The organism is Rhodopirellula maiorica SM1 (assembly GCF_000346295.1).
Taxonomy (GTDB): domain Bacteria; phylum Planctomycetota; class Planctomycetia; order Pirellulales; family Pirellulaceae; genus Novipirellula; species Novipirellula maiorica.
The window spans coordinates 16,823-38,126 of the sequence record NZ_ANOG01000737.1 but is presented as its reverse complement, the minus strand read 5'-3'; the positions used below and the strand labels follow the sequence as shown (position 1 = coordinate 38,126).

Sequence of the window (21,304 nt, the reverse complement as noted above, 5' to 3'; positions counted from 1 at the left end):
GAAGGCACGCTGAATTAGAGCAGGATAAGCACGAGTCGCACCAAGAAATACGGCTCCCCATACCGCAGCCCCGGCAAGTGTAATGAGGACACTTTGAGTAGGATCTGCCTTGCGTACTAAATCACGTAACAAATCGAGGATGATCGCCAAGTAGATTCCACGTCGGAAATCACCGTAAGCCACCATCGCGGCAAAGAACACGAAAATGTAATAAGCGAAGGTCAAATGAATAAACTCTCTTTCTAGGATTTTTGACGCACTCGCAGGCGATATCTAACCTGTACATCTCGCCCGGAAAACTCGCTGACAGTTATTCTCGCACCGCAACTGATCTTATTCACCGGCAGACGTTCGAAACGCCAAAATCGTAATCATGCTGGATTTCGCAGACAAAAATCGACGGCATGGAGGATACCTTGAGCGGCTGCTTCGGGAGAATATTCTGCGATTTGTGATCTGGCATTGTTACCCATACTTTTTAAATCGAACCTTCCCGATGCAACCTCATTTAAGATCCTTGCTAATGCGTCCCAATCACCGAATGAGAAGCAAAAACCTGTCTGAGATTCATGGATCAGATCACGAGCACAACCGACTTGGTCGCTGACAATTGCCGGAAGTCCGCACGCCATTGCTTCATTAACGACCAATCCCCACGTTTCGCCGTGATCCGAGGGAAGCACGAGACAATCCGAAGCAATGTAAGCATCCACAATTTCGCTCTGGTTCAGAAACCCGGTCAATGTGATTGGCAACGAACGCGATTCGGAGTACTGCTGACACTGAGGACGAAGTTCGCCATCGCCGACCATCAACAATCTTGATTTGTTTACAGTTGAAGGGTGCTGCAAGCGATCATTCGACAATGAATCTTCGAATGCGTGCACAAGTTCAACAGGGTGCTTCTTTAATTCAAATTTTCCACAAAATAGATAGCAAGTTTCATCGGGGGCGATTCCCCATTGCTGGCGGATGGTGTTTCGTCGTGGATTTGCCAGGCAAGCGGCTTGATTGAATCTTGCGTTTTCGATGCAATAGCGTGCATCAAACATCTGAGAATCTGCTACACCGTAGCTGCGATAAAACGCACGATTGGCTGTCCCAATCGGCAGGTAAGCATCATACCGACGAATGAGTTGCCGCTGCAGAACTTTCTTCCACCACGGTCGCGGTCGCAAATGATTCGCCTCACCACGTACAATGCAGGGAATTCCCAAACGCCGGCAAGCTCGAAGTGTTTGCACACATGTTTTCACTACCCAGCCATTTACCACTACCGCGTCGATTTCACGTCGTCTCAATTCTTCATCAATTGCGGGGGTATCGCATCCGGTGTAATGAGTGACACCAGGGCGTTTCGATACATTTTCGAGCACGCTGTAGGGATATCCTTCTAGCAATGGAATATCCCATTCAAATTCGACTCCAAACCCAGCACCTTGAGCGGCCGCGTCAGGCAACATCGCAAACAGAACCTCAAAGTGAATGTCGTCACGTTCTGATAAGTGCCGAAACACTGGCACCTGGTATTGAATCGGGTGACTGGTGACAAATGCCACGCGCGGCAACCGCTGCTTCGTTGAATGGCGGGAGGACACTGTGTGTGACATGCTTTTTGGGAAAGCAAACTCGTATGACTTGACGTGGAACCCCAGGCCGTTTGCTTTATCAGAAATGTGTGAAAACCTAATGCGATACTTGCTTAGTAGACGCTCTCTGAATCAAACCGCGTCACACTCCAATTACCTAGGTTGAAAAATCGGGAGGGAAGCTCAGGACAAATCTTGATGAGTTGAGCCGTAAAATGCTACCGGTACTGCAAACAATAAGTTGACTCATTCAGCGGCATGTGGGGATATAGCGTTTATGCCGATTAAATATTGGATGAGGACTTTTTCGCGAATTATCTCACCGACGATACGAAGATCGCCTTCAGCGTTTTATGATCTCAACGGCCGATTTGCCTGCGTCTCATCGATCATCCCGATTCACTTGAATTTACGAAAAAGGCCGGCTACTGCGAGCCGGCCTTTCTGTGCTTTCGTAGACGCGTTGCCGATCAGTCGCCAGCACCCCGTTCGATCAGGGTCACTGTCCCGTTAGGTGCTTTGACATTGACACCAATGGTAAGTCCTTGCAGCACGTCAGCTTCCAAATCCACGTTCCCGCTATTGGAAGTGATCTCACCAGAACCGGCTCGAATGATTCGATCATTGACGCCGTTACCGGTCACTCCGACGGTCCAAGAGAATGCGCCTTCGACGGTAATCGGTACAGTCAGGAAATTAATCCCGCCCGAGACGAGTGTCATGCTGCTAAGTGCCGATCCTTGTCCCACCGCTCCGGCGAACACTATCGAACCCACGCCTGCATTGATATCAAGTGACCAAGCCGGTACACCTGCATTTTCAATCGCGCCATCAATTCGGACAAATCCGGTCGCCAAGCCAGATGTGTTGTTTAGCGTTGTGTTACGCATCACCGACACTGGCCCAGCCAACGAGATATTTCCATCGGTTGAATCCAATGTCACTCCAACGCCCATGGCCCCGGTGTTAATCATGTCACCGCGAAGCACAATGCTGGACGCGGTGATATTTCCATTGACGTTTAGCACAGTTGCATCATTGGATGAACTGGTTCCAAGCGAGAGGGCTCCAGTATCGCTGATCGTTCCAAGCGACACCGTGCCAAGTTGGCCACCCACGCCGCGAATATTCAGCGAGCCACCGTTGCCATCGAATCCGCGAAGCGTCAAATCACTTCCGTTTTGCAAGAGGATCGAGAATGGACCTCCACCGATGTTCTCCACCATTGCACCTGGGTTGCCTAGTGTTACAACTCCAGGGCCGGCGTTTTGAACACCGCCAGTTAGGTCGATCGTGTCAACGTTCAACGCCAGATTCCCGCTCGACACAATGGCCGATGACGCCAAGGCGTTTAGTGTGTCGGCATTGATGGTTAGTGACGCGTTTGGTCCACCGAGGTTCACTTGTGGCTGGTTCGTCAGTCCCAACACGGCCAAGTCAGCACCCGCAGCAGGAGCGTTCACAGTCGCTCCCACCGCATTAATAGTAATGTCGTTGGTCCCCCAATTGGTATTGGCGGCCAGGTTGCCACGCAGTTCCAAAACTCCGCCGGGCGTCTTCTTGTTGATCTCAACGTCACCGGTACCAGCAGCAACCCGGTAGATGGCTAGGTTGTCGGTTTCAAAGGTGAGCGTATTTGCATTCTGCTGGATATCTTCGGAAACGATGATCGCTCCCGCTTCGAATTCCGTGTCGGTCGGTAGATTCATCGCACCGGCTGGAACCGAGTTGTCGACATTCGGGTGAATGCGAACAATTCCAGTAGCCGCGTCGCCGAACTGGAACTTATCGAATGCCCCACCGGCAATATTGGAAAGTGTGTTGGCGGTGATTCGCGTGTTGACTCCGACACGGGTGTGTGCCGGGTTATTGAAGAAGTCAAGCGTCCGTCCCGGTACGGCTGGTGCGAAGGTAGCCGTTCCCGTTCCGCCGCCGGTGACCGCTCCTTGCAAGCGAATGTTGCCGCCCAAGACCGTTAGATCGTTGGCGACGTTGACCGCCTGCAGTGTGACCGTATCACCGCGTGCACTCAGGGAATCGAGTCGAACCAGATTGCCAATCGATCCGGTCACCGCAACGTCACCGAAGTTGCCTGCGTTGAGGGCCAGGGCATTGGAGTCCACAGCACTACCGTTGACGGCGCCTGTGATCGTGATGCTCTCACCTGCATCGCCACCGCTGGTGATGTTGATTCCGGCACCGTTAAGCGTGACAGCACCGGTGAGATTGACGCTACCGCCGCCGGCGAAATTGGCAGCCAAAAAACTCGAGAGTCCAATCGCCGTCGCATTGACGTTGATGTTACGACTTTCGGCCGAGTCTAGTTGAGCACTCGCTAGTGCACCACCGTTCCCCAAAACATTCAGGTTCGCAACGTTCGTGATTGCCCCGCCGACGCTGACCAAGGTTGGTGCCTGTAGGCTCAGGTTGCTGGTGTTGCCGGTGATCGAATTATCGAACGTTACACTACCAGTTGAGTTGACCAGCACGTCTCCCACACCGTCAAACGTCGTTGGGCCAGAGACAGCCACGTCGCCAGCACTAGCTTGGAACGTTGTGGCGTTCACCGTTGCAGCTGTCACCTGGATATCGGTGGCCGCGACACCACCATCAAAGTTGGCGTTGCCGGAGGCATCGACATCGACGATCGCCGTGGACGCCAGGTTACCACCGATGGAAACGTCTCCTGCTGTGGCGTCAATATCGGTCGTGTTGGCGGTGGTGTTCGTCAAGGCTCCCGAAACAGTGACGCCGGTGCCAGAAATTGCTCCCGCCGAATTGCTCATTGTCGAGCTCGGCGAAGTAATGCTGATCGATCCGCCAGTGGATGAAACCGAATCGGTCAGTGCGACTTGCGTTCCGCCTGATAGAGCAACATTCCCCGTTCCCGAGGTCACCTCGCTCGTTGCGCCGGCCTGCCCAAGTTGCAACAGATTGATCGCGTTCAAGTTGATGTCCGAGGCACCGGTTAAATTGATCGGTCCACGTGTTTGAACGCTGCCTCCGTCTATCGTCAAGTTGGCTGTGGCTCCTGAGATGCCGACACCACCCGCGTTCACTTCGACTGTAGCATTTCCTGCGTCGATTTCCGACGAGGCCGTCAAAGCGATGGGGGTACCCGACATGGCGGCACCCAAAATGACGTCGAGGTTGTTCGTAAAGATATCAGCTCCCAAATTGATTTGGCTCGCCGCAATATTGACTCCATACGAACCAATTCGGTTACCCGCTGTGCCAAGGTTGCCAGAGATGTTGACCGTATCAGCCGAACCGGTGCCGCGGATTTCAAGTCCCTCGGCACCGCCACGAATACCGGAAACAGAAACGACATCATTGCCTGCATTCGTATTTACCACCAAGCGATTGATTGCAACGGCGGCAGTCGTCGCGTCAAAGGTAACTGTGTTTGTTCCGTTGCCCGATGTCGTGCCAGGAGCATTGATGAAATTAATCGTCTCCGCTGTATCTGTGTAGGTGTATGTATTCCCAGAAACGGAAATTGAAAGATTGTTGTCGACTCCATTGCCGCCGCCATAGATCACTTGGCCGCTAGCTGCAAAGTTCAAATTGGCGAGCAAGCGTCGGTCTTCTAAACACTCTGCTTGCAACCGCCGACGTCGGCGTGTCTTAGGGGTGCGGCGAACATTTTTCTTCAAGCGGCTAAACAAGCCCATAGCGGTGTCCTTCAAAGATGACTAACGATGATTCGTAAAGATATTGACGCGTTGGGGGGACGGACTCTTAAACGCGGTACCGAACATTTGCGGCTTCAATTTAGAAGGCTCGAATGCGGAATTGTTCCATCATCACCGGCATAATCGCTCTATTCGGCACCACGACATTCTCAATCCCCTACCTAATAGGGTCAAGCGTTTAGCAGTGTTTTTTATCTAGAATCTCTATATTGGCTAGTTTTTCTCTCGTTGAGAATGCGAACGACATATAGACTTTGGGGATTCGGTTTTGCGAAGGCTGAACTGGGCTCTTGTTGTCAATTGACTTTGTAGCCTGAGGGTCAAATGGTTGTTGCCCCCTTTTTTATGCCTTAATCAGGTAGGAAGGAACCGCTGGGTAGAACTCCATTGGTCGTTTGGACGTTTGCCCCGGTTAAATGTCGGAATTGCGGCTAACACCAAAGCGGCTAATCGACTGAAAGACTTCTGCCTGGCTGCTTAGCCGAATGCATGTCGTTCGATGACTTTAATCAATCGTTTTTCGGGAAGCCGAAACCCGTTCGTGCGGCGTTGTGGCTTCGAGACGATGGATGGTATTGCTAATGTTGCTATACCGATGTCGAAACGAGGAGGCCTGTGACCGTCAGCTCCTAAGCTCGTTTCGTTACGCGGCGTTAAGGAACCTATTCACGTGCTTGCACAAGATGCAACTGCATGATCGCATTTATTCACGTTCCGCAGACTTGACCAATGCGGGACCCTGTCTGCAGAGACGGCACGCCCACAGGAAGGCTCGAATTTCACCCAGCAATTTGACAGGGATGAACCAGGGACGTATTAGATGGAATTTCGTGCAAAACTCTCGAACCATTCGCTTGCTGATGTAGGCGATGCGGTCGATTCCTTCGCCCTGTTGCAACGCAAAGTAATAATCACCAACTCCATGGATTGGGTTGGCCGAGGCAAGATGGTTGCCAATCAGCCGAGTGCCGCCCCGCGCGACGCGCAGATGCTTTAGGCTGGCTTTTGGGTAAAATAGTACTTTGCCACCATGCTTGATCACCCGGCGTGAAAACTCGGTGTCAAATCGGTACGCTGCTCCCTTAAAATTCTCGTCAAAGCCTCCGACTTGAAAACATCGTTTGCGAGTGACCGACATATGTCCTGACATGCCGTTGTAGATGTGACACTGATGGGTTGAATGAAACGGAAAGTCGAGATCCCGGCGGAGTCCATGGTCGGGGCCAATGCGGCCAGCGTCCTCGGGTTTCTGCCACGGTTGGATGATCTGCCCGACCACACACCACACTTCGTCGTCGTTGTGAGCTGCCGCATGCGCGGCCACAAATCCAGGGGATGGTTCTACATCGTCATCCAAGAACAATAACAGCCGACTTGACGCGGCAAGTAGACCGACGTTCATAGCGGCAGGCTGTGAAGCAATCTCCGGCGTCAGCACTTTAACCATGCCCTGCTGTTGCCACTCATCCAATTGGCGAGTCGTCGCCTCTTCGTGCTGTTTCGATTGATCAACGACGATGATGTCGCAGGGAGGATCGGGTTCCTGCAAGCAAGCGAGGATCGTATCGAGTAATACTGTTTCACGCCCAATCGTAGGAATCACGATGGTTACATCTGACGCGGTAAATGGTTGTCCTGTCATGGTCCTGTTTTCAGTTTCGCCGTTAGTAAATGTCGATAGAACGCTTCGACGTCGGCAGCACATCGGTCCCATGTGTGCTCTTCCGCGGTAGCTCTCGCTGCTTTAGATATTTTGATTCCATAGCGTTCATCGTTCATGACTTGTAATGCTGCGTTGGCGATCAGGTCCGCTCGTCCGGGCGGTGCCAGCCGTCCTGAAACACCATCCTTGATGTAGTCTTTCATCCCGCCTACGTCGGTAGCCGTCACGCAGAGACCACGCGCCATTGCCTCAAGCGGTGCTTTGCCAAAACCCTCAAAGTACGACGGGAACAAAAATGTACCATGAGTATCGAGATGCTGTTGCAACTGCGTTTGGTCCATCCAATCGACAAAGCTGACTCGATTACGAATGTCCTCATTTAGCATCTGCATCGCTTGTTGATGATGCGGCCGACCACAAACCCACGTCATGGTGGCATTTGTGTTCCGCCTCAAGATCAAGTTGATCGATTCAGCGATCACTTGGGGCGCTTTGAAGAAAGCGAGCTGTCCGATGTAGATGACCCGGTGCAATCTCTCGGATGTCATCGCGGCAACCGGTTGATCAAGAAAGATCTGGGGCACTCCTTGCGTGATGCAGCCGACTCGGTCTTTGGGCACCCCGTATCGCGTGTTCAGAAACTCAGCGTCATCGCTACAGGATACGACGATTCCGTCAGCTGACTTGGCAATTGATTGCCATTGGCGATCGAGAAGTCTGCCAATAGCTCGCGAAAGCAATCGCCGCAGGCCACGATTGGCGGAAACCCCCAGCTTGTTCCGCCAGGGCTGGAGCTGTTCTTCCGATCGCGTTTCGTGTCCGTGGCTGCGATTGACAAACACGCCCGACCGCTGTTGGTTTTTGTGGTCTCGCGAAGCGAGGTACGCATGAGGTTGATTCAGTTCGATCACATCGTACGTCTGTTGTTGGCACGCCTTGCGAACTTCGCGAACATAGGTGCGGGGCAATTCCAGTAAGTAGTGAAGGTTTCCATGTTGGATTCGCCGCCCGAGATTTTCGGCCCAGATCTCATCAACTTGATGTCCCCGCCGACGCAGCGCTGCGTTCATCTGCCAGACGGTCCCCGAGGCGCCAGCATTTGGGTCGGGGCTCACGTTGGCTCCGACTAGAATCTTCAGCGGCATGGAAGCCGAAGCCGAATGATCAGCGTAGGATTCGCTCGACATCATCCTCTCGAACAAAGAAAAGGTTTTCAAGATCACCTGGTTGCTGAACTTCCTCAACAACGCCTGTCTGCTCGTCCAGGTAGAAGACGCGGTACTTCATCTCGCCCACCAGGAATTCCCAAGCGGGGTCAAGCGGGATCCCATGATTCGTCATCCGTTCGCGATTGAATTCGACTAGCAAGTTAGGCCGGCACTCGCGGATCATCTCGCGACCACCGGTAATGATGTTGGCATCCCATCCTTCGGTATCGATTTTCACAAAGTCGACAGGTTCACGATTTCGTTTGGCCCAGATGTTATCCAGTAAAGTCACCTCAACACTGACTTGACCACTGCTGGTTATTTTTGCATTGCCCGGTTTTCCGTCGTCACACAAGTCCATCATGGCTGTGCCGGGCTCGTTGCTGAGTGCAATGCGTTCAATCTGAATCAGTTCTTCACCGAGTTCGTTTTCAGAAATCTGTGCCTCCAGTCGTCGCAGATTTGTTGGCACCGGTTCAAACGCGCGAACATAACCACAGTGTGCCTTGCAGACATTGGCCATGGTGACCGCGTATATTCCGATCGATGCGCCAATGTCATAGAAGACGCCGCCGGTAAACAGCCTTGTGGTCGCTCCGACCAACTCTGGCTCATAAGTGCCGTAATAAAAGGCGAATTTTTGTTCCCATGTCCGCAGATCCAGGATCAGTCGATTACCACCGTTGACCATGGTCGTAGCTTCGTAGGATGCGGGGTCATTTTCGTTGGTCAACAATTTGTCGACGGCCAAAATACAGCGACCGAGGCCGCGCATCGACGGCAAGCGACGTGTGACCGAAGCCAACGCGCCACGAAGAGCATTTCTCACGAAGCAACACCTTCTGGAAGAGCTTTTGGGGTATCTGTGGTTGGACTTGGCGCGGGCGGATTCAGCCACGGTTTCTCAAACCATCGAAAGAAGATCCAACCAAAGATCGTACAGATCACCATCGCAGCCAATCCACACGCCAGCCATTTCAGTCCGTCCAGTCCAAGCAGTCGATCGATCAAATTAAAGATACGCGTGCCGATTGGAACATGTGTCAGGTACAGCGAGTATGAGATTATGCCGAAAAACGCCAAACATCTTGCCGAACGCCAACGTGCGATCGATTGATCGTAGTAGCGCAGTGCCAACAATGTAGCCATGCAACTAAGACAGAACAGTAGTTTAATCGGCTGAACCAGTCGCCCGTTTTCTTGCACCAGCACTTCGTATTGGTTGGCTTGCAGAACGATTTGAAATATGACAATCCCAACTAGGTACCCAGGCGTCCATTTCCACCGCATTCGGCCGGTAATCCAGTAGTACGCGACAATGCCGCATAGAAACTCGGGCCAGTAAACGACCACGGTTCCCCACAAAGGCCAGTCGGCGAAGCAGTTCAATGCTAAGCAGACGATACTGAACATGATCAGCCATGCTTCCGTCCACTTCGGCCAGAACAAGGCGATGGCCATTACCAAATAGAATTGCAACTCAATCGATAATGACCAGTAGACAAGATTGGCGTCAACGGCGTGCAGTGGGCCCTGGAGCAATAAGGCATTGCACAGCCAGTCAAACGGAGTGAGCGGAAAAACGACGTCTGGAGAAGTGTTTAGGATGAAAATCGTGGCGAAACCAAGCATCACCACCAACACGATGCTGATCCAGTAAGGAGGAAAGATTCGCCGAAATCTCCGCATCATAAAATAACGAAACGGCTGTGGTTTGTTCAGCGTTCCGTACAAGGCGGCCGCAATGCAGTAGCCGCTGATCACAAAGAACAGCTGAACGCCCAAGTAGCCGTGTTGTGTGATCGGCCATAGATAAGAATGAATCAGATCGTCGCCCGATTCCCGGCCACGTTCTGAGAAATGAAGCAGCATTACCGCCAGGATCGCCACGCCCCGGAGAGGGTCAAGCAGTTCGTATCTCGCGGTGTTCGTATTCGCAGAACTCATCCGGCCGAACTCGGTCGGCCGAAATTCAGCCATACTTGAAACAGCCGAACCCATGCCTTTAGATGCCACGGACGTTGGCGGATGACGGTCCATAAATAGGTGGCCGCACTCGGGTCGCCATTGATCGCCAATTGAGATCCAATCAGGTATTGCGTGGCGGCGACTCGTTGTTGATCGGTGGATGCATCAACCGCGCCTGCGACAACCCGCGACGTTAGCTCTTCTGCCTGGGCCAACAACTGCGATTCGTCGCCGCCCGAAGCACGAACGCTGTGACAAGCTTGGCCAAATTCGCCAAACTCATATTGGATATCGTGACGCACCGATGAAAGGCTCTCGGCATCGCGACGATAGCGATACAGCGTCTCGGGCAAATAAAGCACCGGGCCTTTCTCTGCCATACGCAACCATAGATCGGAATCTTGCGAGAAGTAGAATTGTGGCCGATAGCCGCCAACTTGCTGATAGATGTCTTTGCGAAACATCACCGTGCCGTGAGCCGGTGGACCCTGTCTTTGGAAACGCAGTTCCTCGGTCGCCACGTTTGAATCGACAGGACGCGTCACCAATTCCAATACCTGTCCTTCCTTCGTGATCCCTTCTGCCCAACAGGAAACAAAAGACAGATCACGCCGTGATTCCAATACTTCGAATTGTTTCTGTAAACGTTCGCGATCCGACCAATCGTCGGCATCCTGACGCGCGATGTAAATGCCGCGTGCCAGATCACAGCCGTTGATCAGCGCCCTGGTTAGCCCCTGGTTCGATTGATCGATCACGCGAATTCGCGAATCTCGCTGCGCCAAGCGGTCCAGGATTTCTGCCGAGGAATCAGTGGAACCATCATTGACTACAATCAATTCAAAATCGGTGAATGTCTGCTGTAGGATGCTTTCGAGCGATTCGGCAAGAAAATCCTCGTCGTTGTAGACGCTGATCACGACGGATACTAAGGGCGTCATCATGGCTCCAAGTCCCGCGCAAAACTTTGCTGCATTGTGTGGCTTCCTGGGCGCTTGACCGTTTGTAGCCAAAGGCCCAGACGGCCGGCCGTGCGAGTTCCCATCACTCGACGAAGCACACGAAATGTTTGGAATCCGCGTTTTACATCTGCACAGTTGCCAGCACTACGTTCGGCCAATCTCATGCACTCGCTGGTCTCGAGGTGCAGGCCCGCAGCAGCACATTGTCGAGCGGTGGCAAAGACCCAGCGAGTGAAATGTCGTCGATGAGGACTGTCGGCTTCCACTCCCGCTGTTTCGGCGTGCTCAAGCAATAGCTCCAGCAGCCGTTTTCTGGCTCGCAGGCGGTCGGGGTGTAGCCAGTCGGCATCGTCGGTTTGACGACCTTCATCATGGTGACGTTCGTCGGTGGACCATTCTTTGACGTGAACTAGTTTCGTTCCCAAAGCACCGATTCTCGCGTCATGTTCCCAGTCCTGCGACCAACGAAGGTCCGTCCATGGCCCCGCCGCATCGCAGACCGAGCGACGGAACAAAGGGCAGTTCGTGTTCCACCAACGATCTGACAGTATCCAAGGAAACAATGTTTCGCGAGTCTCGCCCGATCCCTTAAACGGTTTGTCTTTTGGAGGCTGCTGATAAGGATGAACACAAATGTACCCGTAGGCGGCGCCACAATCGGGATGGTCACGCAGTGCCTGCACCATCAATTCGAATTTTTTTGGCCGCAATAGATCGTCGCTGTCCAGATACTGGATGAACTCGCCCCTCGCCATCAAACGGCCTGCTTCGCGAGTCGGTCCTGGTCCGGAGTTTTCTTTCTGATGAAAGCGAATGATGTCAGGATGCCGTTCCATCAATTCATTGGCAACGTCCGGTGTACTGTCAGTGGATCCGTCATCGACAATCACAATTTCGATCGGCCGATAGGTTTGCTCCAAGACACTCTGCACCGCCTCACGCAACATCTGCGGTCGGTTGTAAACCGGTATGATCGTCGAAACCAATTGGGGAATCACTTCAGGCACGGTTCTGTGTCGATTTTGGAAGAGAAGTCGAAGAGTAAATCTGCTGTGCTCCTTGTCGGACAGTTACAACTTGGTCCGCGTGATGATCGGCAATCCAGCGTGTCAATTGTCGAAAGTTTTCCAACGAGCAATCCATGTGATGTCCACCTCCAATTCCGTGGAATTGAAGGATCGCCCAGCTCTCGGCATCAAGGCAGCGACCCACGAAGTCTTGCATCTGCTTCGTCGAGTGTCCGTCGCAAGCCGCGCTTGGCAACTGATACTGATCAAAGGCTTTGATCGGCGGCGGCGTCATCTCGAACGTTAATCCGCCGCCTCGTCCAGCAACGAAGTACTCGGGCAACAACGGGGCATAGCTTTGACAGGTCGATCCGAAGTCGAGACCAGCACGTTGGATCATTCCAGGCCAACGGGTGAAACGCAGTCCATAGTGATTGCAAGCGCGGACCAGAGGACCTGGGCGACCAATTGTCGGATTGCTACAAGGGAAAGCAAAAGTGCGGTCCGTACAACTGTCAATCGACTCCAACCATCGATTCGCTAGATCAAGTTCCATTCGCATACGGTCGAGCGTGTAGTATTCAATCGCATTGCCGGTAGTGACCCAATTTTTATCTTCTGCAGCGGGATGGAATACGGTGTGGTTTCCGATTTCATGCCCTGCTGCGGCAACTGCTCGCCAATCAGTGGCGCGTTTGAATAACGACTCGGCCGACAGGTGTGCATAGAACGTGCCTCGCAGTCCGGCATCATTCAATTCAACCACTGCATTATCCAGATGGACATCCAAGGCATCATCGAAAGTCAGTGAGATCATACCACGCATGGTCAATTCTTCGACTCTGCAGCCTTACAAACATGCAGTACTTCAGCCTTCAACGCGTAGCGATTTACTTGCCATTCCGGCAAATCAGTCGCTCGAAAATGCCGCACATCGTAACCGGTGGTTTCTAGCCGGTGGACATAGTCGGTGTCGGTGTAACAACGAGAGATACCGTTGTCGTGAAACAATCGAATGCGTTGCTCTTCGCCGGCACCCGCTTCGAGCGTTGTATCGCCTTGATAGAACGCAGGAACCTGCAGGACCGCCGTAGCCGATGGACGCAAAACACGAAGCACTTCACGCATCGCCCTTAAGTCGTTGTTCATCGAATTCAACACGTGACAGCAGTAAAACAGGTCAACACTTTGATCGGCAAATGGCAAATCCAAAATGTCCATGTACTGTTCACCACTAGCCGATATGTTTCCGCTGCGGTAGGCCATGCCGCTCGATTCGGCACGACGCTTCAGTCGCGGACCAAGTTCCGGTTCGGGTGCGACGTGAACGCAAAGTCCTCCCGATTGAAACAATTCCGGTGACTGCTGAAAATACAGCCAAGCCAATCGGTGAGGTGCTTTGCTAGCGCAGACAGGACAAACGCAGTTCGGATCGGGCGGCGTTCCATGTGGAAGAAACGACCGTAGCCAACTTCCACAAATAGGACATTGATGGCGGACACCGAGCGAGCACGAGCGATTCCACATCCGCCGTAGGTGTGGACGCAGTGTCTCAGGAAAGACTGATTTGATCAATTGCTTCAATCTTCTACTCTCGATGCCCGGAGTGTTTCCACCGTTTTCCATTTGGGATCTTCGAGCCGATCTTTGTAGCGGATTAGGGGGTCAGGACGCAGTGGGTTGCCGAAATCACGCCTTGTCAATTCTTCGATTCGTAGGTCGATCTTGATCCCTAGCCTCTCCGGCAACACGCGAGTTTCGTTTAAGTTGTCTTGACCATGTCGGTCAGGCTGCGAGGGGTGCCACAAATGCACGAAGGGGAGATAGCCGAATCGTAGATGATTCAACTCGCCACAGCGGCTAAAGAACTCATCGTCTTCGCCACCCCAATCGACGAAACCTTCGTCGAAGCCACCAATCGAAAAGAACGAATCCTTCCGCGCCGCAATCGTGCCGCCCTTCCAGTTTTGCAACACCGTTTCCGGTGGTTTCGTATTTAGTTGACCTGAGGTGTAGCTCGTTTCGGTGGCTGTTTTGGAAAGATAAAACAGGAAACGTTGGATCGAAGCCGCTTCGTAGGGACCGGCTATCATGTGTGCTACCAGCTGCTGTGCGTATCGATCGGGGGCACAAATGTCGCCATCATGAAATACCAGTACGTCGCCCTTGGCCATGCGAGCAGCAATGTTGAAACCCCAGGATTTGTACCAGCCTGGCTTTAGATGGGATGTGGCAACGTGTCGATATTTGACACCCAACGGTAAACGTTCAGCAATTGGTTCTTCAGAAAAATCGACGACAATGCATTCAACGGTGACGTCGACTTGCGCGAAGATCGATCTAATAACTTGGCAAAGTTGTTGGATCCGATCGTCGCCGCTATGGGTAATCAGAAAACTTACTTGGGGTGAGGTGGCGTTTACGTGATGGTCGCTGAAGCGTATCGGCCAGTCCGCAAAAACTCGCTTTTGCAGGTGTAATCCCCATGACGGCATAACACCACAGGCATGCAGTTTGCTCGACCAACGCCAATCGCATAGCACTCCAGGGCCGTCAGGATTGACAACCAATTTTTCATTGCGATTGCAAATTCGTACCCAAGACGGATCACCATTGCCTTGCAAAATCGGTGAGCAGATAGCGAATCGATACCGCCGGATGTCTTTAATCAAGACCCCGGCAAATTCTTTCAGGCGAACCAGGAAGTTCAATGACCGGCCTTCGTGGACTTTGTAGCAAACAGAGCTTGCTTCACTCTTGATAGTTGCCGCCGAATCGGCAGCAACGCGTTACGGACGATACCCTTTGTGTTCCAAGCGGCCGGACATGCCATGCCGGCTCGCATTAAGTGCCAAGCAACTCTCATATCCGAGCCCGTTGGATTGTAACGTTGCCAGATCAAGTGCTTACTTGCCTCGGCTGCGGATCGAATGTTTGCGGACGCAGATGCGATGTCGGACGATTGGTCAATCATCCTGCTGTAATCCCGAATGATTTTTGCCGCTTGTGTGTCACGCTGGGCATCATGCATGCGGCGACTGGACAGGTAGTGATCAATCTTTTTGACGTCGGTACGAAACGCCATCCGCAACCACAGGTCGGTATCGGGTGCGTACGGTATCCGATCGTCCCAACCACCACACGTCACCAACATCTCTCTGCGAAAGAAGGTCGACGGTTGTGGAATCCAAGTCTTCATTAAGAAAATGTTTTTAAATGACCAGGGACCGATCTGATACCTCAACAACTCGTTGCCTTCAGCATCCACCTTCACTGTATCGCCGTAAATCAAACCCGTTTTGGGGAACTCGTGAAACTGATCAACGATCCTTTGGATCACGCCAGGCAGGTATAGGTCATCGGAACTTTGGATGCCACAAATATCGCCTTCGAGACGATCGAATCCCTTGTTGACGGCATCGACGACACCTTTGTCAGGTTCTGATATCCACTCGAGTTCCGGAATCTCACCGTAAGACTTTAGCACATTGACCGTATTGTCGCTCGAGGCACCATCAACGACGTGAATCTTCAGCGGTCGATAGTCTTGCTGAAGTATTGAGTCGATCGTATGCCTGATGAAACGCCCCTGATTGTAGCTTGGCACTAGGATGGAAACCAATGGTTTGGCCGGAAGTGGGCCAAGTGGAATCGAACGCAGTGGGGGGGATTTGACTTGCATGGCAGGCAGCGGTTTATCTCCGCTGAACATCGGTCGTTAGGGGGGACATCGTGCTAGGACGGTGCTTTTGTGGTCGCGCATAGATTTCGTACATCCCTGGGGCTTTCGACGATTCCACTTCTACTTCGTAACGAAAATCTTTGATTATCGCCTGTACTTCACGCAGCATTGATGAGCCATGGATAGCGACCAGGAGAATCGGTTGTCGCGACAACAACGTTTCTCTAGCACCGAGCAAGACTTTGCTTTCTGCACCTTCCACGTCAATCTTGACTACGTCTGGATAGGGAATCCGTCCCGATGAGGTTTCTTCGTCAATTTGGATGACCTGCACTTCGACGTCGCCGTGTTCATCGAGTTTGCCCGTTTCGGGACAGTCACCTGACGCGAAACGGTAAGTTCCGGAGCGATCGCTTACGGCGGCTTCGTGGACGGTGACGTTTTGACATGGGTTCAATTCCAGATGCTGACGCAACGTCCTTAGGTTTTCCGGAAATGGCTCAAAGCAATGGACGAAGCCGTCCTTGCCGACGCACCGTGCTGCAAGCAGTGTATAAAATCCGACGTTGGCGCCCACATCGAACACTGTCGCTCCTGCAGTTGCCGCATCTGTAAAAACCTGTTGTTTGTCGCGTTCGTAGGTACCGATCCAACATCCGTTTGTTCCTGCGCCCACTATCCAACTCGTACCACGCAATGGACCGGATAATATTGGCAGAATGGTTCCACTTGGTATGACTCGAAGCATTTGGCGAGCAAGGTTTTTAATCACGACTTCTGCGTTCCCACAGTCAATCCAATCCTCATAGACTCAACTGCTTCGATCCACGCTTCCACCAGAATCATCTCATTCTCGGGAAAGATCTGGTTGTCAATCAATGCCGTGTAACACTGCTGAAGATTCACAGCGACGTTTTCTTTTCCAGGCTTTAATGTTGTCGATTCAAGAATCTCAGCGATGCGGTCATTCTGCTGGTAACCCGGGACTTCATCGTTGAAGTCGCGTATCAAGTTGTGCACGTTACGTTCTTGCCAAACTTCGGATGAGTGAAAGACAACTCCTGTTCCCAATTCCCAAAGACAGCGTTGAGCCACAAAGCTTTTCCAAATGTCGCACATCCGGAACGAACAGTTGCTAGGCACGTACAACAATGGATATACCACCGGCCACCACCACGTTGTCTGCGTATTGAAAGGACACCATTGGTTTGGAGGCAACAGCACGCTCGGTGCTGAGTCGAACTTGAACTCGCGGTCTAGAACCAATCTCCAGATCGCATCAACATCAGGCGAGCCATCGGCAAGTCCCTGCTGAATTGGCGACCATAGGTGTCCTTGCTCGTTCGTTGGCGGTTGAAATTCCGATGCTTCGACAAATTTCGAGTGGATTCGGTCCAGCGGAAGCCCTCGTGGCCAAACGTTTTGGTCGCTGAAATGCCGGTAAACATTTACCCAATTTGTGCTGCCGGTTTCCGCAGCTTCGAGCACGCGTGCCGATTCGATAAACTCGGTCCTCGGTTGCCATGAATCAAGCGGCGCGTTGTCGTCATCCGTTTCGTAGATGCAGTTGGCACCGGCGTGTATTGCGTGCAGGTAGCCGATGTTTTTGCGACTGTAATGTTTAGTCGGCAACAGCTTCGCCAATCGAAACTCGCTGGCCGTCTGAGAAGCCATGTCAAGAAACGTTAGTTGCTGGTCGGTGAAGCCAGGAACATCTGATAGGTCAAATGAGTCGGGCCCCTTGGTGTCGCCCGCAATGACAAGATGTCCATCGCCAGCTAGTTGAGTTGCCAGTGTTCGGACACTCTCGGTAGGACGTTGGATCGTGGTGATGACGGAATAGAGCATTAATTGTTTTCCATTTTCAGATGTTCCGCAAGAAAGTCGGAAAGTTTTCTGCGACCGTCGTCGTTTAAGTGGTAGGCATCGGCGAAGTCGGCTGGGGTAAATGTTGGCATTTGATTGGTTTCGAAAAAGACAAACTCGAGCTCGGTGGCCATTGCCTTCAGACGCATGCGTGTCTCTTGTTGCAGATGCTCGGTGTCATAGACGCGTCGCGCGTTGGGGTGGACTTGGCCTTCGACGACGATCAGCTTCACGTGTTGTTGTTTTAGTTGTTGAGCGAAACAGTGGAACGATGCAAAGTTCGCCTCCACAAGTTCTTTGCGTCCGATGTTTTTCTTCAAAAAGAAAATCGCTTCGTCCAGTGTCGATGAGACCGCTAACGGAGTCGGTTGGTCCGAATCAACTTTGGGTGATTCGCTTTTGTTCCACCAGTAGCCGAACAGTGTGCGGCGAAAGTGATCGCGATGCCGCCAATAAGGAATCACTGATGAAAACGCGAGATCGCCCAACGCACCGCGATTTTTCCAAGCTTGGTATGCGGTGAGCGTTTGGAAAACCGTTTTCGTCCCGGACAACGTTGCCGCCCATCGCAAGCGTTCGATCGGGACGGCATCTTCTCGAAAGAAATCAAATTCTGACAAATGACAAACGACGATCTGTGGTCTTCTTTCGCTGATTCGGTTATTGAGGAAAGGGTACTGCATCGGGCCAAAACCGGCCAAACAGTTCTTCTCGAACCGGATGTCTTGGCACGCCATTTCTAACCAGTTCAGCGAGAAACCTTGGTTCGGTTGGCTCGACCCAACAATGACCACTTTGGTTTTGGCATCGGGGGATCCTGCTTGCTCAAAATTCCGTTGCTCCCAGAACAATGTGTTGCGACCAAATGATGGATTTGGCGTTCGGATCTTGGCCCACTCTACGAAATACCAAGTGGCTTTCGTCGTGCTCAATAGAAATCCGCCCAAGGTCAATAGTCCCATTGCCAGCACAACAGCAATTGGAAAGCGGATCGATTTTATCAAAGGGTTAGCTTTGATACCGATCATCCATAACCACGGAAGAATTCCTAGAGAGACAGCCAATCCGATTGCCGTTTTCGATTGAAATGCGTTATGAAAGTCCCATGTCGATTTGGGAGGGTGCAAATACATTACGAACGTCACGTAATGGTCAATGATGGGTATCGCGGCTAGGACAAATAGCGGGCTGAGCAGACACAGGCGTTTTGCCCATCGCAATTCTCCGGCGACATATCGATCGCCGTGGCTGCCAGTGTACTCGGTGGCAATGTCGGAAAGTGATTTAGAATTGGAAATAGATAAACTCGCGTCCGCCGAAGCTGCCTAGCAGCAGGATCGATGCCATCGCAGTCGAGTAGGTAATGGTGCGAGGAAAAAGAGAGAGGCCTCGAATAAAATCCAGGTCCTTCGATTTTTCTTCCAGTAGATGTACCAATATCAGCGGAAGACACAGCAGCGTCAGCATCCAACAGATATGAGCTGACTGCTCGGTCACAATCCAGGTATCCATTGCAGCGAACAAATGCGCCAGTTGGCCAAGGGATTCGACTCGGAAAATCATCCAGCCGAGACATGTCAAGTGGAACATGATCGCCACACGAATCCACCAATGGGCCGTCGCAAATTTCGGTTCTGGTCCGCTTACAAACGTACGGAAAAGAATCAGCAATGCACCATGAAAAACACCCCACAGGACAAAAGTCCAAGCTGCACCGTGCCACAGCCCCCCCAACACCATCGTGAGCATTAAATTGCGAATCGTATTGAATGATCCAATGCGATTGCCGCCCAACGGAATGTAAACATAGTCGCGAAGCCACGTCGATAGACTGATGTGCCATCGTCCCCAAAAGTCGCTAGGGCTCGTGGCCAAATAAGGCAGTCGAAAGTTCAACATCAGATCGTAACCGAGCATCCTGCCGATTCCACGAGCGATGTCGGTGTATCCCGAAAAATCACCGTAGATTTGAAAGGCAAATGCGTAAACTGCCAGCAATACTTCGGGGCCAGTCGCAGAAGGGTTGTTGAAAACTTGATCCACAATCGGAGCCATGTTGTCGGCGATCACTGTTTTCTTGAACAATCCTTTCACCACCAGCCAGCTGCCGTCTTGAACGCCGGTCCATGTCGTTCGGCGGCCCTCCTTGATTTGGGGCGCGAGTCGGGTGCCCCGTTCAATCGGTCCCGCCACAAGCTGTGGAAAGAACGCCACGTACAATGCAAAGTCGATGAAACTGGTCAGCGGTTTTAAGTCACGACGATAGACATCAATCGTGTAACTCATCGTCTGAAACGTAAAGAAGCTGATGCCAACCGGCAGGACAATGTTAAGGGTCCAACTGGAGAACGCCAGCCCGCTTGAGGTAGCAATCGCGTTGAACGTATCAGCGAAGAAATTGAAGTATTTGAAGAATCCCAGGATGCTGAGGTTGACGACGATGCTGAATGCTAATAACTGTTTGCGCCGCGTCGAATCGCGGCTCTTCGCAATGCCGTGGCTACAGACATAATCGACGACCGTCGATAACAAGATCAAGCCTAGAAAACGCCAATCCCAACAGCCGTAAAAAAAGTAGCTGGCAAGCAGTAGAAACGCATTTCTTGGCCGGTGAGGTAGCGCCAACTGCAACGCAAATACCACGACAAAGAAAAGGAGAAAGTCGAAGCTGTTGAAAAACATGAGGATGTGTTGTCAGCTGTCTACCGACGACTGACTTTATTCAATTACCTTCCGCGTAGATAATCGACAATGTGTCGAAGCCGAAGCACGGATGGTGGGACGGGATATCCAACTCGCTGCAGGTTGCGACATTGCATGAAGTTTACGAGCATGCGTTTTGGCCAAGACAGATTTTTCTGCCAACCTGACACTGACAAACTGTTCAGACTCTGGTCGAACATTCCATCGGTGTACCACACACCGTCAACGTTGACGTTGTATCCGAGCTGTTCCTTGTCGACGGATTCGGGTTTCGACAATTGCGGTTCAAAGTCGAGACCAAGTTTTTCGAGTATCGGTTTGAGTACCTTTTCAGGGTGGGAAACAATTTCCTCGTATTTGACATTCATGATACGCGGTGAGATCGAATCGGACGCCATCATTTCATAATACCGTTCAATATCCGAATTCCATTTTCGACTGACATCACGCACGGAATATTCGAACCACCATTTCTTGCCTTTCTTCCCATGCTGTTGCTTGAAACGATTTAACACTTTCTGATGGGAAAGGACCACATCTCGGCCGTCACGCATGACGTTCACATAGAAGGCATCCGGAAACAGCCGTAGCAAATCGGCGGCGGCGGCAATGTTGGCCGGGGTCTTTTCGGATACATACTTCAAGCCGGGATTGCGACTGGCGAGCCCGTCAAACAGTGATGCATAAAATTCTCGAAACCGATCGCTGACTTCTTCCTCGCTGTAGTAGAACTTTTGTCGTTCCAACTGTTGCGGGCTGGACATGCGAGCAAACAGTTTCATCGCGGGGACGGCATGATCGAATTCCGGTCCTCCACAGACACACGAATGGGCGCAGAGCATTTTTTGTACGAGTGTCGTTCCCGATCGTGCGCTTCCGCCCACAAAGATAAATCGGAAAGGACGCGTACCGTCAGCCGATTTAGAATCTACTTTAGTTTGTGATGACGTGGACATGTTCG

The 21,304-nt window shown here is 52.0% G+C and carries 18 protein-coding genes; all 18 read right to left on the bottom strand.

What is annotated here, in order from left to right; translation table 11 throughout:
- Window positions 1-225: hypothetical protein (locus RMSM_RS42965; RefSeq protein ID WP_008702569.1), on the bottom strand; the 225-nt coding region annotated here is incomplete at its 3' end.
- A 146-nt stretch (window positions 226-371) separates the two neighbouring features.
- Window positions 372-1,559 (bottom strand): glycosyltransferase family 4 protein, encoded by a 1,188-nt coding sequence (locus RMSM_RS23910; RefSeq protein WP_008702567.1) that lies wholly within the window; start codon window positions 1,557-1,559, stop codon window positions 372-374.
- A 500-nt stretch (window positions 1,560-2,059) separates the two neighbouring features.
- A complete protein-coding gene (locus RMSM_RS23905) occupies window positions 2,060-5,263 on the bottom strand; it encodes a beta strand repeat-containing protein (protein ID WP_008702565.1) in 3,204 nt (1,067 codons plus the stop codon).
- 724 nt (window positions 5,264-5,987) lie between these two features.
- Window positions 5,988-6,926 (bottom strand): glycosyltransferase family 2 protein, encoded by a 939-nt coding sequence (locus tag RMSM_RS23900; RefSeq protein ID WP_008702562.1) that lies wholly within the window; start codon window positions 6,924-6,926, stop codon window positions 5,988-5,990.
- Entirely contained in the window at window positions 6,923-8,092 is a 1,170-nt protein-coding gene (locus tag RMSM_RS23895) for a glycosyltransferase family 4 protein (RefSeq protein WP_160168360.1), read from the bottom strand. Before RMSM_RS23895 ends, RMSM_RS23900 begins: the two co-directional genes overlap by 4 nt.
- Window positions 8,093-8,111: 19 nt before the next feature.
- Window positions 8,112-8,984, bottom strand: a complete 873-nt coding sequence (locus RMSM_RS23890) for an FkbM family methyltransferase (protein WP_040769194.1) — start codon at window positions 8,982-8,984, stop codon at window positions 8,112-8,114.
- On the bottom strand, window positions 8,981-10,102 hold the full coding sequence (locus RMSM_RS23885; RefSeq protein ID WP_008702556.1) for an acyltransferase family protein: 1,122 nt from the start codon (window positions 10,100-10,102) through the stop codon (window positions 8,981-8,983). Before RMSM_RS23885 ends, RMSM_RS23890 begins: the two co-directional genes overlap by 4 nt.
- Entirely contained in the window at window positions 10,099-11,067 is a 969-nt protein-coding gene (locus tag RMSM_RS23880; protein WP_052031782.1) for a glycosyltransferase family 2 protein, read from the bottom strand. The genes RMSM_RS23885 and RMSM_RS23880 overlap by 4 nt, the downstream gene beginning before the upstream one ends.
- The gene (locus tag RMSM_RS37295; RefSeq protein ID WP_008702553.1) at window positions 11,064-12,092 is read right to left on the bottom strand and encodes a glycosyltransferase family 2 protein; all 1,029 of its coding nucleotides are present in this window, start codon (window positions 12,090-12,092) and stop codon (window positions 11,064-11,066) included. The genes RMSM_RS23880 and RMSM_RS37295 overlap by 4 nt, the downstream gene beginning before the upstream one ends.
- Complete coding sequence (locus RMSM_RS37290) at window positions 12,085-12,918, bottom strand: polysaccharide deacetylase family protein (protein WP_052031781.1); 834 nt, start codon at window positions 12,916-12,918, stop codon at window positions 12,085-12,087. The genes RMSM_RS37295 and RMSM_RS37290 overlap by 8 nt, the downstream gene beginning before the upstream one ends.
- Before the next feature lie 2 nt (window positions 12,919-12,920).
- The gene (locus tag RMSM_RS23865; RefSeq protein ID WP_008702549.1) at window positions 12,921-13,478 is read right to left on the bottom strand and encodes a class I SAM-dependent methyltransferase; all 558 of its coding nucleotides are present in this window, start codon (window positions 13,476-13,478) and stop codon (window positions 12,921-12,923) included.
- A gap of 194 nt (window positions 13,479-13,672) precedes the next feature.
- Window positions 13,673-14,803: a galactosyltransferase-related protein gene (locus tag RMSM_RS23860; RefSeq protein WP_008702548.1), complete on the bottom strand. Its 1,131-nt coding sequence runs from the start codon at window positions 14,801-14,803 to the stop codon at window positions 13,673-13,675.
- A complete protein-coding gene (locus RMSM_RS37285; RefSeq protein ID WP_236622284.1) occupies window positions 14,800-15,774 on the bottom strand; it encodes a glycosyltransferase family 2 protein in 975 nt (324 codons plus the stop codon). The genes RMSM_RS23860 and RMSM_RS37285 overlap by 4 nt, the downstream gene beginning before the upstream one ends.
- Before the next feature lie 13 nt (window positions 15,775-15,787).
- Window positions 15,788-16,450 (bottom strand): FkbM family methyltransferase, encoded by a 663-nt coding sequence (locus RMSM_RS23850; protein ID WP_052031779.1) that lies wholly within the window; start codon window positions 16,448-16,450, stop codon window positions 15,788-15,790.
- Window positions 16,451-16,542: 92 nt separating this feature from the next.
- Window positions 16,543-17,622, bottom strand: coding sequence for an STELLO glycosyltransferase family protein (locus tag RMSM_RS23845; RefSeq protein ID WP_008702538.1), 1,080 nt, complete (start codon window positions 17,620-17,622; stop codon window positions 16,543-16,545).
- The gene (locus RMSM_RS23840; protein ID WP_160168359.1) at window positions 17,622-18,644 is read right to left on the bottom strand and encodes a DUF1574 family protein; all 1,023 of its coding nucleotides are present in this window, start codon (window positions 18,642-18,644) and stop codon (window positions 17,622-17,624) included. Before RMSM_RS23840 ends, RMSM_RS23845 begins: the two co-directional genes overlap by 1 nt.
- Window positions 18,645-18,924: 280 nt before the next feature.
- Window positions 18,925-20,322: an MBOAT family O-acyltransferase gene (locus RMSM_RS23835; protein WP_008702536.1), complete on the bottom strand. Its 1,398-nt coding sequence runs from the start codon at window positions 20,320-20,322 to the stop codon at window positions 18,925-18,927.
- Window positions 20,323-20,366: 44 nt separating this feature from the next.
- Window positions 20,367-21,299: a sulfotransferase family protein gene (locus RMSM_RS23830; protein WP_261340349.1), complete on the bottom strand. Its 933-nt coding sequence runs from the start codon at window positions 21,297-21,299 to the stop codon at window positions 20,367-20,369.
- Window positions 21,300-21,304 lie beyond the last annotated feature (5 nt).